The 15,920-nt window shown below is 67.5% G+C and carries 7 protein-coding genes and 1 other RNA gene; 6 read left to right on the forward strand and 2 right to left on the reverse strand.

Features of this window, described 5'->3' with window-relative positions:
- Positions 1 to 450 precede the first annotated feature (450 nt).
- Complete coding sequence (locus AC5P7A_RS02975; RefSeq protein ID WP_014646159.1) at positions 451 to 855, forward strand: DUF6165 family protein; 405 nt, start codon at positions 451 to 453, stop codon at positions 853 to 855.
- Positions 856 to 873: 18 nt separating this feature from the next.
- Here the strand turns inward: AC5P7A_RS02975 and AC5P7A_RS02980 are convergent, their stop codons facing one another.
- Positions 874 to 1,920, reverse strand: a complete 1,047-nt coding sequence (locus AC5P7A_RS02980; RefSeq protein WP_046429133.1) for a glycosyltransferase family 9 protein — start codon at positions 1,918 to 1,920, stop codon at positions 874 to 876.
- Positions 1,921 to 1,940: 20 nt separating this feature from the next.
- Between AC5P7A_RS02980 and AC5P7A_RS02985 the strand changes: the two genes are divergently transcribed.
- From AC5P7A_RS02985 to AC5P7A_RS02995, 3 genes are read left to right on the forward strand one after another with little or no spacing between them, the layout of a single operon-like run.
- Positions 1,941 to 2,690: a 3-deoxy-D-manno-octulosonic acid kinase gene (locus tag AC5P7A_RS02985; protein ID WP_032958195.1), complete on the forward strand. Its 750-nt coding sequence runs from the start codon at positions 1,941 to 1,943 to the stop codon at positions 2,688 to 2,690.
- On the forward strand, positions 2,690 to 3,457 hold the full coding sequence (locus AC5P7A_RS02990) for an MBL fold metallo-hydrolase (RefSeq protein ID WP_481442247.1): 768 nt from the start codon (positions 2,690 to 2,692) through the stop codon (positions 3,455 to 3,457). Before AC5P7A_RS02985 ends, AC5P7A_RS02990 begins: the two co-directional genes overlap by 1 nt.
- On the forward strand, positions 3,454 to 3,843 hold the full coding sequence (locus AC5P7A_RS02995; RefSeq protein ID WP_495219878.1) for a nuclear transport factor 2 family protein: 390 nt from the start codon (positions 3,454 to 3,456) through the stop codon (positions 3,841 to 3,843). Before AC5P7A_RS02990 ends, AC5P7A_RS02995 begins: the two co-directional genes overlap by 4 nt.
- Positions 3,844 to 3,933: 90 nt before the next feature.
- Here the strand turns inward: AC5P7A_RS02995 and ffs are convergent.
- An RNA gene (gene ffs, locus AC5P7A_RS03000) (signal recognition particle sRNA small type) lies at positions 3,934 to 4,030 on the reverse strand.
- A 301-nt stretch (positions 4,031 to 4,331) separates the two neighbouring features.
- On the opposite strand from ffs, the gene AC5P7A_RS03005 reads away from it, so the two are divergent.
- Both AC5P7A_RS03005 and AC5P7A_RS03010 read left to right on the forward strand, forming a co-directional pair.
- Entirely contained in the window at positions 4,332 to 4,649 is a 318-nt protein-coding gene (locus AC5P7A_RS03005; protein WP_005415486.1) for a DMT family transporter, read from the forward strand.
- Between the two features lie 359 nt (positions 4,650 to 5,008).
- Positions 5,009 to 15,901 (forward strand): autotransporter-associated beta strand repeat-containing protein, encoded by a 10,893-nt coding sequence (locus AC5P7A_RS03010; RefSeq protein ID WP_495219879.1) that lies wholly within the window; start codon positions 5,009 to 5,011, stop codon positions 15,899 to 15,901.
- Positions 15,902 to 15,920: the final 19 nt, after the last annotated feature.

The following is a 15,920-nucleotide window of genomic DNA, read 5'->3' on the forward strand; positions in this document are numbered from 1 at the left end:
GCGCTCTGCGCGTCGCCCCACACGTTGCTGCGCAACGCGTGGGCCCCTCCCTTTGCCGGCCTCTCCCCGCCCCTGTCGGGGCAGCCCCTCAACAGAGGGGCTTGGTCCTCCAGATGCATCACGGGAGATCCGCGCGGTGCGATGCGCGGCGGGAATCACGCCGTAGTGACCCTGTACTGATCTGGCGCGGGACGCGACGCGCTCTGCGCGTCGCCCCACACGTTGCTGTGCAACGTGTGGGCCCCTCCCTTTGCCGGCCTCTCCCCGCCCCTGTCGGGGCAGCCCCTCAACAGAGGGGCTTGGTCCTCCAGATGCATCACTGAGATCCGCGCGGTGCGTGGATGCTGTTCCTGCTGGCAGGCTCATCCACGCATGACGTGGATCTACCGGGGATATCCGTGCGGACGCTGCGGGTTACCATGTACGCATCACCTGCTGGAGCTTTTCCCCATGACCGCTGAAATCCTCGTTCCCGTTTCTTTCGGCGAGCTGCTGGACAAGATTTCGATCCTGCAGATCAAGTCCGAGCGCATCAGCGACGAGGGCAAGCTGGCCAACGTGCGCAGGGAGCTGTCGGCGCTGGAGCAGACCTGGATGGCACACCCGGCGGCCGTGAAGGACATCGCCAGGCTGCGTGCCGAGCTGAAGGTGGTCAACGAGCAGCTGTGGGAGATCGAGGACGACATCCGGCTGAAGGAGAAGGCGCAGGCGTTCGACCAGGGCTTCATCGACCTGGCGCGCAGCGTGTACCTGCGCAATGACGAACGCGCGCGCATCAAGAAGGCGATCAACCTGGCGCTGGGCTCGGCGTACGTGGAGGAGAAGTCCTATCAGGATTACGCGCAGCGCGTGTAATCCCGGGCGGCCTGCCGCTCACCCCAGGTGGTCGGCGACGTAGCGTTCGAAGGCAGCGATACCGTCTTCCACGGTGATCAGTTCCATCACATCGTCGAACTCGATCTTGGTGCCCCACTTCAGATCGGTGGCCTGCTTGGCGAGGTACTTGCGTGCCGCATCGTCGTAGCGGTCCACGCAATAGCGACGATCCGAGTACGGGCCGCTGCGGTTCGGATTGCTGGCCGCATGCAGGCCCAGCACCTTGGCGCCCATCGCGTTGGCGATGTGCATCGGGCCGGAATCGGGCGTCATCACCAGGTTGGCGCGGGCCAGCAGGGCGGGCAGCTGCTTCAGCGTGTCCTTGCCTACCAGGTCCAGCGCCGGCGTGTGCAGCTGTGCCTGGATGGCGTCGGCCATGCTGCGCTCAAGTTCGCTGCGGCCGCCGCACAGCACCACCTGCCAGCCGCGCGTGACCGCGTGGTTGGCCACGGCGGCGTAGCGGTCGGCGTACCAGTTGCGGCGCACGTGGCTGGAGCACGGCGAGATCATCAGCACCGGGCGACCATCGTCGTGCCACTGCGCGGCGGCCCACTCATATGCCGACTGCGGCACGGCCAGGTCCCAGCTGACCTCGGTCTGGCGCAGGCCCAGCGGTTCGCAGAAGCTGCCGATGGCATCGAGCACATGGATGCCCGGACGGTCGGGAATGCGTTCGTTGATGAAAAGCCCATGCAGGTCCTTCGAGCGGCTGCGGTCGTAGCCGATGCGGCGCTCGGCCGGAATGAAGGCCGACAGCAGGTTGGCGCGGAACGCGACCTGCATCTGCAGCAGCGCTTCGAAGCGCCCCGGCGGCAGCTGCCTGCGCAGTTCCTTGACCCCGGCCATGCCGCTCTTCTTGTCGTAGGCATGGAAGGTGACGCCGGGCAGGCCGTCGAGCAGCTTGTGGCCGACCTTGTCGATGATCCAGTGGATCGGCGTGTCCGGGCGCGCGGCCTGCAGGGTACGCACCAGGGGCACCACGTGGGTGACATCGCCAAGTGCGGACAGGCGCAGGAGGCACAAGGAGGAGGACGCTGATGCCATGTGTTGTTAGACTCAATGAAATGGTCGCATTCGACGCCAATGAAGCGCTGACGCCATGCCGCGAGGGTCGCGGCATCGGGGCCATTCTGTTCGACCGCGAGCGGCTGCGGCAAGCCGAGATCGGCCTGTTCTCGCCCCAGCACTGGGGCAGCAGGGCCCGGCCGGTGGGCGAGGGCGGCCGCGGCAGCGCCTGGTTCGTCGATGCGCCGTTCGGTGCCAGCGTGCTGCGCCACTACCTGCGCGGCGGCATGGCGGCCCGTATAAGCCATGACCAGTACCTCTGGCGCGGCTCGGACCGGACCCGCAGCTTCGCCGAATTCCGCCTGATGCGCGCCCTGCGCGAGAAAAAGCTGCCGGTGCCACGGCCGATCGCCGCCTTCTACATGCGCGAGGGCCTGCGCTACCGGGCGGCGATCCTGATGGAGCGGATCGAGGGCGTGCGCTCGCTGGCCGACCGCGCACTGGTGGCCGGCCGGGGGGCTCCCTGGGAGGAGACCGGGCGCCTGATTGCCCGTTTCCATCGTGCCGGCCTGGACCATGCCGATCTCAACGCGCACAACATCCTGTTCGATGGCAGCGGCCATGGCTGGCTGATCGATTTCGACCGCGGCGTGATCCGCATCCCGGCGACCGCCTGGCGCGAGCGCAACCTCAAGCGCCTGCTGCGCTCGCTGATCAAGCTGCGCGGCGAGCGCAGCGTGGAAGACGTGCAGAAGGACTACGCGCGGCTGCGCCGTGCCTATGACATGGCCTGGAACCGGGGCACCTGATGGACTGGACGTTGCGTTTCCTCGGCGTCGGCAATGCGTCGGCGGTCGAGCTGGGGTCGCCGATGTCGGTGATCGAGCGCGATGGGCGCCCATGGCTGACCATCGATTGTGGTGGCGAAGGCCTGACCGCGTTCAAGGCGCACTACGGGCAGATGCCGCAGGCGCTGTTCGTCACCCATGTGCACCTGGACCACGTGGCCGGCTTCGAGCGCCTGTTCGTGGATACCTTCTTCAATGCGCACCGGCGCGGCAAGGTGCGCCTGTACGTGCCCGCCACGGTGGTGCCGCTGCTGCACAAGCGCATCGGGGATTACCCGAACGTGCTGGCCGAGGGCGGTGCGAACTTCTGGGATGCCTTCCAGCTGATCGTGGTGGGCGAGGCGTTCTGGCACGAGGGCGTGCGCCTGGAAGTGTTTCCGGTGCGCCACCACTGGCCGGAGACGGCCTATGGCCTGCGCCTGCAGGGCGCGCTGACCTGGAGCGGCGATACCCGGCCGATTCCGGAGATGCTGGCACGCTTTGCCAGTGACAACGAACTGATCGCTCACGATTGCGGCCTGCACGGCAATCCCTCGCATACCGGCGTGGACGATCTGGAGCGTGAGTACAGCGCCGAACTGCAGGCGCGGATGATGCTGTACCACTACGCCAGCGCGGCCGATGGTCTGGCGCTGGCTGCGCGTGGGCACCGCGTGGCGCAGCCGGGGCAGTGCGTGCCGCTGGCGAGCCCGACCGCCCCGCACGTGCTGGTCCAGGACCCGCCGTGAGCGGTACCGGCCAGCCCGCAGATGCGGCGTTGGCTGCCGGGCTGGAGGCGCTGGAGCGTGCACTGCATGCGCCGCAGGTGCGTGCCGACCGCGAGCAACTGGCCGCATTGCTGGATGAGGATTTCAGCGAGATCGGCAGCTCCGGCCAGTGCTACGACCGTGCGGCCGCGCTGGTGGAGATTCCGCTGGAGCGTGCCCAGGTGCAGATCGAATCGGATCAGTACGCCGTCTGGCTGCTGTCGCAGGACCTGGCCCAGGTGCGCTACCGCAGCCGCCATCACCTTGATGGGCAGCTGCAGCACTGGGTGCTGCGCAGTTCGCTGTGGCGCCGGCACGGGGACAGATGGCGCATGGTGTTCCACCAGGGCACGCCCGAGGCAGGGTAGCGCGGCGCCATGCCGGGCCAAGAATGCGAAGCCGGGGTCAGATCCCTCTGCCATGCAAAGGGATCTGAGCCCAGTGCGGAAAAGGCGGTGGCCCCGCCGGCTGACCTCGGCGCCCGCGTCGATCGATACCGTTGCTGCCTTCCGGCCCTGGCGGGGTTTTCGACCTAGCGTCGCGAGGGGCCGACGGGGCCACCATAGAGACGTTGGCCGCCCGGTGGGCGGCCAGTTCACGGATCAGGGGAAACAGCGCGCGGCGCGCCGGAGACCACAGCCGGACTGCACATCGGGCTGGCCGATGGCAGACGCGCATTCTAGCGCAGACGGGCCCATCGACGCCAGCTTCATGCACTGAATCGGCTGTAACCCGCTCCCGGCGGCAGCGGCCGGTACCCACCCCCGTTGCTAGAATGCCGGCCAGGAGGAACGACCTCCCCCACATCGGGAACCAATGACCAGGACGGCCTGGCCCTACCAAGAGGAGGGCCGTCATGGCCTGGATCTATCTGTTGTTTGCCGGCCTGCTGGAAATCGTCTGGGCCGTGTCCATGAAGCAGTCCGAAGGCTTCACCCGGCTCACCCCCACCGTGGTCACCATCATCGGCATGATCGCCAGCTTCTGGTTGCTGGCGGTGGCCATGCGCAGCCTGCCGCTGGGAACCGCCTATACGATCTGGACCGGCATCGGCGCGGTCGGGGCGTTCGTGGTTGGCATTGTGTTCCTGGGCGAGCAGGTCAGCCCGATGCGGATCGGTGCGGCGGTGTTGATCGTTTCCGGCCTGGTGCTGATGAAACTCTCCAGCAGCTGAATTTATTTACTCATGGCGGGGAATGGATTCTCCGCCACATGCAGCAATATGCATTTTCGGCAAAACCATTTTGTCCGCCCCCGTTATTTGACGCACGTCATAAAAATAGCGCGCGTGATTCACATGCCGCTGGCACCGTCGGTCGCACAGTGCCGCCATTCGTCGGGCGAAATCGGGGAGTTTTCGCCTTGACGGACGCGCTGGCGCACCTGTCCCCGGGTGCGATCGCGTGAAGATGTGAAGATTTTCAGGAGTTAATGCCTTCAGGCCTTGTTCCCGTTCGGGGAGCCGGGGTGGGCCGCATTGTCTCCAAAAAACCTGCCAGCTGTGCCATCCGGTCTTTTCATGGAGATTTACCGATGAACCGCATTTACCGTCTGGTTTTCAATCGTGCCCTTGGGGTAATGCAGGTTGCTTCGGAGGTCGCCCAGAACCCCGGCGGAAGCGCGGTCAGCGCAGGGCGGGTGCCGCGATTGCGGGCGCACCAGCTGGCGGCGGCTTTGGCCGCCACACTGGCCAGCGGATCGGCATTCGCAGCGTGCACCGGCACCACAACCGTAAACTGCGACAGCACCACCAGCATCAACAACTACTCCAACGCGACCAACGGCCTCACGCTGAACATCGACGCGGGTGCATTGCTGCGTACGCCGCCGATTGTAGGCGGCGGCAACGCAGCAACGCTGACCGGCGACAACGTGACGGTCAACAACAATGGCACGATCGATCCGAGCTCGATCATCCTCGCCTCGCCCGGCCTGGTCATCGGCAATGGTTCTGCCAACAACAGCGCGATCGTCGTCAACAACAACGCCAGCGGACAGATCAAGGGTGTCGTCAACATCGCGACGCTGCTGGGCTTCGGTGGACAGGCGCTGGTGGCACAGAATGTCAACGGCACCACCACCATCAACAACGCCGGCCTGATCAGCACGTCGCTGATCGGTGCAGGCAGCGTTTCCGACGCGACCACGGTGGTGACCTATGGTGGTGCAGCCGCCAATGTGACCAACACAGGCACCATCGACGGACGCGTCGGCCTGGGTGCTTCTGGCGGTAACACGTTCCTCAATGCGGGGGCGGTCAGTGGCAGCGTTCACCTGGGTGATTCAACCGGCGGCAACACCTTCACCGCAGTGTCGGGTTCCAGCGTTGTGAGCGGCGGCGGCAGCGCTCTTGCCGGCGTGATTACCGGTGTCACCGGGGTAAAGGTTGCGGCTGCGGGATCGGTCGACGCCGGTACCGGCAGTGGTGCGGCCAACAACACGCTGGTGTTGCAGAACGTCGTCAGCGGTCCGGGGTCCGGCACCGGCGGAGCGGTGACCACGCTGGGCTGGAACCAGTACCTCAACTTCCAGAAGCTCACCGTCAACAGCGGCACCTGGAACCTGCAGGGTGCGTGGGCGGGTGCAGGTACGACCACGCTCAATGATGGCCTGGTCAATTTCAACAATGCCGGTTCCTTCGGCACAGGGCTGTTCACCGCCAACGGCGGTGCCATCGCCTCTGCCACGGCCGGTCTGAACCTGGCCAACGCTTTCAGCCTTGGTGGCAATCTGTCCCTGGCAGGGACCAATGCGTTCAGCCTGGGGGGCTTGCTGTCCGGTACTGGCGGGCTGACGGTCAACAACACCGGCATCGTTACTCTCGGCGGCGCAAACCTGTTCTCCGGCGGCGTCAACCTCAATGCCGGCGGCCTGGTACTGGGCAATGCCGGTGCACTGGGCAGCGGCAACCTGACCGTGGGTGGCAGCGCTTCACTGGATACGACGGCGGGCTTCACCCTGGGCAACAATCTGGTGATCAATGGCGGGGGCTCGCTGAACCTGCTCGGCAGCAATGCGTTGTCATTGAACGGTTCGATCTCCGGTGCCGGCAACCTGACCAAGAGCGGCGCCGGCACCCTCACCTTGAACGGCGCCAATGCGCTGACCGGCAGTTTCAACCTGGCCGGAGGCGCGTTGGCGCTGGGCGCGGGCGGCAGCCTGTCACCCACCGGTGCGATCACGGTCGGCGTCGGTACCACCCTGGACCTGTCGGCGGCCGCCAACCAGACCATCGGTTCGCTGGCGGGCCTCGGCGGTTCGGTCAACCTGGGCAGCCACACGCTCACCCTCGCCGGGCTGGGCGATACCAGCTACAGCGGCACGTTCGCCGCAGGCACGGGTGGCCTGGTCAAGCTGGGCACCGGCGTGCAGACCTTGTCGGGCGTGAACAACCTCAGCGGCGGCGTGGCACTCAACGGCGGCGGCCTGCTGCTGGGCAATGCTGCTGCGCTGGGCAGCGGTGCGCTCAGTGTCGGCGGCAACGTGACGCTCGATGGAACCACGGGGGCGCTTGCACTGGCCAACGCGGTCAACCTCGGTTCGGGTGCCAGCCTCAATCTGCTCGGCAACCAGGCGTTGACGTTCAACGGCGTGATCGGTGGCACCGGTGGCCTGGTCAAGAGCGGTGCGTCGTCGCTGACGCTCAATGGCGCCAACACCTTCGGCGGCGGCGTGGCGTTCAATGCCGGCAGCCTGGTGCTGGGCAACGGTGGAGCACTGGGAACCGGTGGGCTGAATGTTGATGGCGTGGTGTCGCTCGACACCAGCGCGGCGCTTGCGGTCGGCAATGGCATCACGCTGGGCGCGGGTGGCTCGCTCAATGTGCTGGGCTCGAACGCATTGACGCTGGGCGGCGCCATCGGTGGCACCGGCAGCCTGGTCAAGAACGGTGCCGCCACGCTTACGCTGGGTGGCGCGAATACCTTCACCGGCGGCCTGGCGATCAATGCCGGCAAGGTTGCGGTGGGCAGCGGCGGAAGCCTGGCCGCCGGCGGTGCGGTCAGCCTGGCCGGCGTTGGCGCGGACCTGGACATCTCGCTCGGCGGCAACCAGACCATCGGCGCGCTGTCCGGTATTGCCGGCAGCACGGTGACGCTGGGCAGCAGCACGCTCACCTTCGGTGATGCCACCAACCAGACGTTCGCGGGCGTGATCGGTGGTACCGGCGGCCTGGTCAAGCAGGGCACGGGCATCCAGACGCTGAGCGGCGCCAACACCTTCAGTGGCGGCGTGAATCTGACGGCGGGCGGCCTGCTGCTGGGCGACAGCAGTGCGATCGGCAGCGGGGCGTTGACGGTCAGCGGCAACGGTTCGCTGGATACCACGGCAGCGTTGAACCTGGGCAATGCGATCAACCTCGGCGCGGCCCTGACCCTGCCGGGCAGCCAGAACCTGGCCCTGGCCGGCAACATCACGGGCACCGGCAGCCTGGTCAAGAACGGCGCGGCGACACTGTCCTTGAACGGTACCAACACCTTCAGTGGTGGACTGAACGCAAACGCTGGCGCCCTGCTGCTGGGCAACAGCGGCGCACTCGGCACGGGGACGCTGGGCATCGGTGGCAACGTCTCGCTCGACGGCAGTGCGCCGCTGAACCTGGGCAACAACGTGGCACTGGGTGCAGGCGCCGCGTTGTCGCTGCCGGGTTCGCAGTCGATCACGCTGGGTGGGGTGGTGTCCGGTGCGGGCAGGCTGGTGAAGAACGGTGCCACCACCTTGACCCTCAATGGCGCCAACAGCTTCGGTGGCGGGCTGACCGTCAACGGCGGCGGCCTGCTGCTGGGCAATGCCGGCGCGCTGGGCACCGGTGCATTGTCGGTGGGGGCCAATACCACGCTGGACAGTTCGGTGGCGCTGGACCTGGCCAACAGCGTCAACCTCGGCGCCGGTGCGGTGCTGGATCTGCTGGGCAGCCAGAACGTGTCGCTGGGGGGCGTCATCAGCGGCACCGGCGGGCTGGTCAAGAACGGTGCGGCGACACTGGCGTTGAACGGCGCCAATACGTTCAGCGGGGGCGTCGGGCTCAACGCGGGCGTACTGCAGCTTGGCAACGCACAGGCGCTGGGTACCGGCCAGCTGGACGTGGGCGGCAACGCTTCGCTGGATGCCACTGCGGCGCTTTCGGTGGGCAACACCCTCGGCCTCGCCGCCGGCGCCAACCTCACCGTGCTGGGCAGCAATGACCTGACGCTGACCGGTCCGGTGTTCGGCGCCGGCGGGCTGATCAAGGATGGCGCGGCGCGCCTCACGCTGTCTGGCGCCAACACGTTCGGGGGTGGCACCACCGTCAACGCCGGCACGCTGGCGCTGGGGGCCGGTGGCAGCCTTGCCGCGGCCGGTGCGGTGGATCTTGCCGGCGCCGGTGCGACGCTGGACATCTCCGCAGCCGGTGCCGCGCAGACCATTGGCGCACTCAACGGCGTCGCAGGCAGCCAGCTGGCGCTGGGCGCGCAGTCGCTGACCTTTGGCGGCGCCGGCAACGGCAGCTTTGCCGGCGTGATCGGTGGCACTGGCGGCCTGGTCAAGACGGGTACCGGCGTGCAGACGCTGTCCGGTGCCAACACCTTCAGTGGCGGTGTTGCACTCAACGCGGGTGGCCTGATCCTCGGCAATGCCAGCGCGCTCGGCACCGGTGCGCTGGGCATCGGTGGCACCACCACGCTGGACAGCACGGTGGCGTTGAACCTGGCCAATGCAGTGAACTTCGGTGCGGGCACGCAGCTGACGCTGGGCGGCAGCAACGATGTCACGCTCGGTGGCGTGGTGGCCGGCAATGGCAGCCTGGTCAAGAACGGTACGGGCCTGCTGACCCTCAACAACACCAACACCTTCGCTGGCGGCCTGACCCTGAACGGTGGTGGCTTGGTCGTCGGTGCGGATGGTGCGCTTGGTACCGGCGCGCTGGCGGTGAATACCAGCACCACGCTGGATGCGGGCGCGGCAGTGACGCTCGGCAATGCGGTCACGCTGGGCTCGGGCGTTGCACTGACGGTGCCGGGCAGCAATGCGCTGACGCTGTCGGGCGTGGTCGGCGGCAATGGCAGCCTGATCAAGAACGGCGCTACCACGCTGACGCTGTCCGGTGCCAACACCTACACCGGCGGTACCACCATCAATGCCGGCACGCTGGCGCTGGGCACGGGCGGCAGCCTGGCCGCGGCGGGTGACGTCACGTTGGGGGCGGGCGCCGGCTTCGATATCTCCGGTGCCGGCAGCAGCCAGACCATCGGCGCACTCAATGGTCTGGGCGGCAGCACGCTGGCGCTGGGCGGAAACTCATTGACGTTCGGTACGGCCGGCAACGCCGCGTTCGACGGCGTGATCAGTGGCGGCGGGGGGCTGGTCAAGGTGGGCGCGGGCGTACAGACGCTGTCCGGTGCCAACACCTTTGGCGGCGGCGTGACCCTCAATGCAGGCGGGCTGGTACTCGGCAATGACGCGGCGCTGGGCACCGGTGCATTGACGGTCGGCGGTGCTGCCACGCTGGATACCACCGGCCTGGCAACGCTGGCCAACAACATCGCGCTCAACGCCGGGCTGACCGTGCTCGGGACCAACGCACTGACGCTCAACGGCGTCCTTTCCGGTGCCGGCAGCCTGACCAAGAACGGCAGCGCGACGCTGACCTTGAATGGCATCAACAGCTATACCGGTGGCACCAACATCAACGCCGGCACGCTGGCGCTGGGGGCCGGTGCCAGCCTGGCGGCGAGCGGTACCGTGAACCTCGCCACAGGTGCCACGCTGGATCTGTCTGCCGGCAGCGGCACGCAGGTGTTCGGAACCCTGGTCGGCAACGGTACGGTGAACCTCGGCGCCAACTCGATCGAAGTCGGCGGCGCCACCAATGGCACCTTCAGTGGCTCGATCGCAGGCACGGGTGGCCTGACCAAGGTCGGTACGGGCATCGAGACGCTGACCGGTGCCAACACCTACACCGGCGGCACCTTCATCACTGCCGGTACGCTGGCGATTGGTCCGGGCGGCAGCCTTGCAGCCACCGGCGCGGTGACGCTGAGCGCTGCAGGCACCGGCTTCGATATCTCCACCGCAGGTGCCAACCAGACCATCGGCTCGTTGAACGGCGTGGCGGGCTCGACGGTGAGCCTGGGTGCACAGACGCTGACACTCGGTGGTGTGGGCAACAGCCTCTTCGATGGCGCGATTTCCGGCACCGGTGGCCTGGTCAAGAATGGCGCCGGCGTCCTCACACTGGGAGGCGCCAATCTGTTCAGTGGTGGCGTCGCACTCAACGGCGGTGGCCTGGTGGTCGGCAACAACGCTGCGCTCGGCAGCGGTGCGCTGGCAGTGGGCGGCAACGCGACGCTGGACGCATCGACAGGCGTCAACCTGGCCAACAACATCGGGCTCGCAGCGGGCGCGAACCTCGACCTGCTTGGCAGCCAGGCGCTGACACTGGGCGGTGTGATTTCCGGTACCGGCGGCCTGGTCAAGGACGGTGCGGCCACCGTGACCCTGAGCGGTGCCAACACCTACACCGGTGGTACCACCATCAACAACGGCACGCTGGCGATCGGCGCGGGTGGCAGCCTCGCCGCGACCGGCGCGGTGAACCTGGCCGGTGCCGGCACGTTCGACATTTCGGCGGGCAACCAGGCCATCGGCTCGCTGGCCGGCGTCGCCGGCAGCACGGTGGCGCTGGGTGGCAGCACGCTGACCCTGGGCGGCACCGTGGACAGCACCTTCAGCGGTGCGATCAGTGGCAACGGCGGCCTGGTCAAGAACGGTGCAGGCGTGCAGACGCTCAACGGCGGCAGCACCTTCAGCGGCGGCGTAACGCTCAACGCCGGCGGCCTGGTGGTCGGCAACAATGCTGCGCTAGGCACCGGTGCGGTGACGGTCGCAGGCGCTGCGACGCTCGATTCGAACACAGCGGTCACCCTCGCCAACAACTTCACCCTCAACAACGCGTTGACCGTCCTCGGCAGCAACAACCTCACCCTCAACGGCAACCTGAGCGGCACCGGCAGCCTGACCAAGGAGGGAGCCGCAACGCTGACCCTGAACGGCACCAACACCTACACCGGTGGCACCAACATCAACGCCGGTACATTGGCACTGGGCGCTGGCGCGAGCCTGCACGCCAGTGGCATCGTCAACCTGGCCTCGGGTGCGATCTTCGATCTGTCGGCGGGCAGCGGCACGCAGCAGTTCGGCACACTGGTCGGCAACGGTACGGTGAACCTGGGGGCCAACACGCTGACGATCGGTGATGCCAGCAATGGCACGTTCAGTGGTTCGTTGGCCGGCTCGGGTGGCCTGATCAAGGAAGGCTCGGGGACCCAGACGCTGACCGGCACCAACACCTTCACCGGGGGTACCACCATCAACGCCGGCACGCTGGCGATCGGCGCCGGTGGCAGCCTGGCGGCGACCGGTGCGGTGAACCTGGCCAATGCCGGTACCACCTTCGACATCAGCGCGGGTGGTGCGCAGGCGATCGGTTCGCTGGCAGGCGTGGCGGGTTCGACCGTTGCGCTGGGCGGCAGCACGCTGACCCTCAATGGCGTGGGCAATACCACGTTCGCCGGCACCATCGGAGGGGCCGGTGGCCTGGTAAAGAACGGCGCAGGCATCCAGGGCTTGACTGGCGTCAACGTCTTCACGGGCGGCGTGACCCTCAATGCCGGTGGCCTGCTGCTGGGCAACGACGGTTCGCTGGGCACCGGCGCGCTGACCGTGGGCGGCAACGCCAGCCTGGACGGCACCAGCGCGCTGACCCTGGCCAACACCGTGCAGCTGGCCAATGGCACGCTGACCCTGGCGGGCAGCAACGCGCTGACCTTGAATGGCCCGATCAGCGGCGCTGGCGGCCTGCTGAAAGATGGCGCGGCAACCGTCACCCTGGGCGGCGCCAGCACCTACACCGGTACCACCACCATCAACAGCGGCACGCTGGCGGTGGCGGCCGGTGGCAGCCTGTCCGGTGCCAGCACGGTGAACCTGTCCGGTGCCGGCACGTTGGACATCAGTGCCGGTGGCAGCCAGAGCATCGGTGGCCTGGCCGGCGTGACCGGATCCAGCGTGGTGCTGGGCGGTGCGACCCTGACCACCGGCGGCAACAACGGCAGCACCACCTTCGGCGGTGTGCTCAGCGGCACTGGTGGCCTGGTGCAGAGCGGCACCGGCACGCTGACCTTGAGCGGCGACAACGTCTATACCGGCGGCACCACCATCAATGGTGGCAGCACGCTGCAGATCGGCAATGGCGGCAGCACCGGCTCGGTGCTGGGCGACATCACCAACAATGGCAGCCTGGTCTACAACCTGGGCACGACGGCAACCGTGGGTGCGGTGGTCAGTGGCAGCGGCGGCCTGACCCAGGCCGGTAGTGGCACGCTGGTGCTGACCGGCAACAACACCTACACCGGCGGTACCACCATTAATGCCGGCGGCACGCTGCAGGTGGGCAATGGCGGTGCGACCGGCGCGATCGTCGGTGACATCACCAACAACGGTGCGCTGGTGTCCAACGTGGCCGGCAACACCTTGCTGGGCGGCACCATCAGCGGCACCGGTGGCCTGACCCAGGCCGGTGCCGGTACGCTGACCCTGACCGGCAACAACACCTATACCGGCGGTACCACCATCAATGCCGGTGGCACGCTGCAGGTGGGCAATGGCGGTGCCACCGGTGCGATCACCGGCAATGTCGCCAACAACGGCAGCCTGGTCTTCGACGTCGCGGGCAACACCACCGTCGGCGGCGCGATCAGTGGCAGTGGTGGCCTGACCCAGGCCGGCAGCGGGGTGCTGACCCTGGTCGGCAACAACACCTACAGCGGCGGTACCACCATCAATGCCGGCGGCACGCTGCAGGTGGGCAATGGCGGTACAACCGGCGCCATCGCCGGCGACATCACCAACAATGGTGCGTTGATTTCCAACGTGGCCGGCAACACCGCGCTGGGCGGCACCATCAGTGGCAGTGGCGGCCTGACCCAGGCCGGCAGCGGTACGTTGCTGCTGACCGGCACCAACACCTACACCGGCGGTACCACCATCAATGCCGGTGGCACGCTGCAGCTGGGCAATGGCGGTGCGACCGGTTCGATCGTCGGTGATGTCACCAACAATGGCACGCTGCTGTCCAACGTGGCCGGCAACACCACGCTGGGCGGCACCATCAGCGGCAGTGGCGGCCTGACCCAGGCCGGCAGCGGCACGCTGACCCTGACCGGCAACAACACCTATACCGGCCCGACCACCATCAACGCCGGTGGCACGCTGCAGGTTGGCAATGGCGGCGCGACCGGTGCGATCGGCGGCAGTGTCGTCAACAACGGCAGCCTGGTGTTCAACGTGGGTGGCAACAGCACCGTCGGCGGCGCCATCAGCGGCAGCGGCGGCCTGACCCAGGCCGGCACCGGCACCGTGGTCCTGGCCAGCAACAACACCTATACCGGCGACACCACCATCAACACCGGCGGCACGCTGCAGGTCGGCAACGGTGGCGCGAGCGGTGCGATCACCGGCAACGTCAGCAACAACGGCAGCCTGGTGTTCAATGTGGGTGGCAACAGCACCGTCGGCGGCACCATCAGCGGCAGCGGCGGCCTGACCCAGGCCGGCACCGGCACCGTGATCCTGACCGGCAACAACACCTATACCGGTGGCACCACCATCAACGCCGGTGGCACGGTGCAGGTCGGCAACGGTGGGGCCAGCGGCGCGATCACCGGCAACATCACCAACAACGGTGGCCTGGTGATCAACACCGGTGGCACCACCACGCTGGGCGGCAGCATCAGCGGCGGCGGCAGCATCGTGCAGGCCGGCCCCGGTGGCCTGAACCTCGGCGGCAACAGTGGTGGCTTCAACGGTACCGGCCAGGTCACCGGCGGCGGCCTGAATGTCACCGGCACCATCGGCGGCCAGTGGACCATCGGCAGCGGTACCACGCTGTCCGGCACCGGCACCATTGGTGGCACCGGCGGTGGCGTGACGGTGTCCAGTGGTGGCGTGCTGTCGCCGGGTAATGGCCCGGGCAACGGCAGCGGCACAGGCAATGGCACCGGCACGATCACCGTGGGTGGCAACCTGACCCTGTCGCCGGGCAGCACGCTGGGCATCGATCTGGGTGCCAGCGGCAGCGATACGGTACAGGTGGGCGGCAGCGCCAACGTGGGTGGCAGCACCGTAAAGGTGAACACCATCTCGCCGAGCACCAGCTACCAGCAGGGCCAGCAGTACACGGTGATCAACGCGGGCGGTGGGGTGAGCGGGCAGTTCGCCTCGGCGAACTCGCCGTCGGCCTTCCTGACCATCACCCCGGTCTACACCGCCAACACCGCCAACCTGCAGATCGACGTGGCGCAGACAGCGGCGTTCACCACCGTGGCCAACACGCGCAACCAGTACAACACCGCTGCGGCGCTGGACAGCCTGCCGCAGAGTGGCGCGGCGCTGGGCCTGTACAACACGGTGCTGCTGTATGACGCCAGCACTGCGCGCAGCGCATTCGACCAGCTCTCCGGCGAAGTGCACGCGGCCAGCCGCGCGGTGCTGCTGTACGACAACTACCTGGAAGAGGGCATCCGCCAGCGCCTGGGCAGTGAGCTGCCGACCGTGCGTGGTGAGCGTGCCTCGGCCTGGCTGGCTGGTAGCGGCAAGGTGTTCAAGCAGGATGGCGATGGCAATGGCGATGAGATCCGTTCCAACCGCAATGCGGTGATGGCGGGTGTGGACTGGCAGCTGGGTGAACACGTGGTGCTGGGTGCGGCGGCCGGCAACGAACGGCTGTATACGCGCCTGTACGATCGCAGTTCGCGCGCCCGCCTGCGCGGCAACACGTTCGGCCTGTATGCACAGGGACAGTGGAACAACGGCTTTGCGGTCGGTGGCAGCGTGTCGCGCGGTGACTACCGCACGCGCACCACGCGTGAAGTGCCTCTGCTGGGCCAGACCCTGTACAGCCGCCAGGATTCGGACGTGACCATCGCCCAGGTCGAAGGCAGCTGGACCTGGACCCATGGCAGGACCCAACTGCAGCCGTACGTGCAGTTCACCCGGCACTGGGTCGACAGTGATCGTGCGCTGGAGCAGGGTGGCAGTGCCGCACTGGTGCTGGAAGGTGGCAAGGACACGCTCAACGTCAGCACAGTGGGCGTGCGGGGCCGCTGGGACGTGGGTAGCGGCGCGCGCTTCCCGGCGCAGCTGACCGTCGGCCTGGGCTGGCAGCATGCATCGGGTGACACCGATGTGGCCAGCCGCAACCGCTTCGCGGTCGGTGGCGATGCCTTCGATGTCTACAGCGCGGTGATGGCACGCAATGCGCTGGTCAGCCAGCTCGGCGTGGCGGTCGGCCTGGGTCGCAACAGCCAGCTGTCGATGTTCGTGCAGGGCCAGCACGGTGATGGCCGCCGCGATGTCGGCGGGCAGATCAACCTGCGGGTAGGCTTCTAAGGGGGGCGGGCCAGCGGTA

It is taken from the genome of Stenotrophomonas sp. YJH_SMC_65, from assembly GCF_059369475.1.

Bases quoted from the DNA above. Each gene is read 5' to 3' on its own strand.
- AC5P7A_RS02975 (WP_014646159.1), top strand. From the start codon at position 451: ATGACCGCTGAAATCCTCGTTCCCGTTTCTTTCGGCGAGCTGCTGGAC.
- AC5P7A_RS02980 (WP_046429133.1), bottom strand. From the start codon at position 1,920: ATGGCATCAGCGTCCTCCTCCTTGTGCCTCCTGCGCCTGTCCGCACTT.
- AC5P7A_RS02985 (WP_032958195.1), top strand. From the start codon at position 1,941: ATGGTCGCATTCGACGCCAATGAAGCGCTGACGCCATGCCGCGAGGGT.
- AC5P7A_RS02990 (WP_481442247.1), top strand. From the start codon at position 2,690: ATGGACTGGACGTTGCGTTTCCTCGGCGTCGGCAATGCGTCGGCGGTC.
- AC5P7A_RS03005 (WP_005415486.1), top strand. From the start codon at position 4,332: ATGGCCTGGATCTATCTGTTGTTTGCCGGCCTGCTGGAAATCGTCTGG.
- AC5P7A_RS03010 (WP_495219879.1), top strand. From the start codon at position 5,009: ATGAACCGCATTTACCGTCTGGTTTTCAATCGTGCCCTTGGGGTAATG.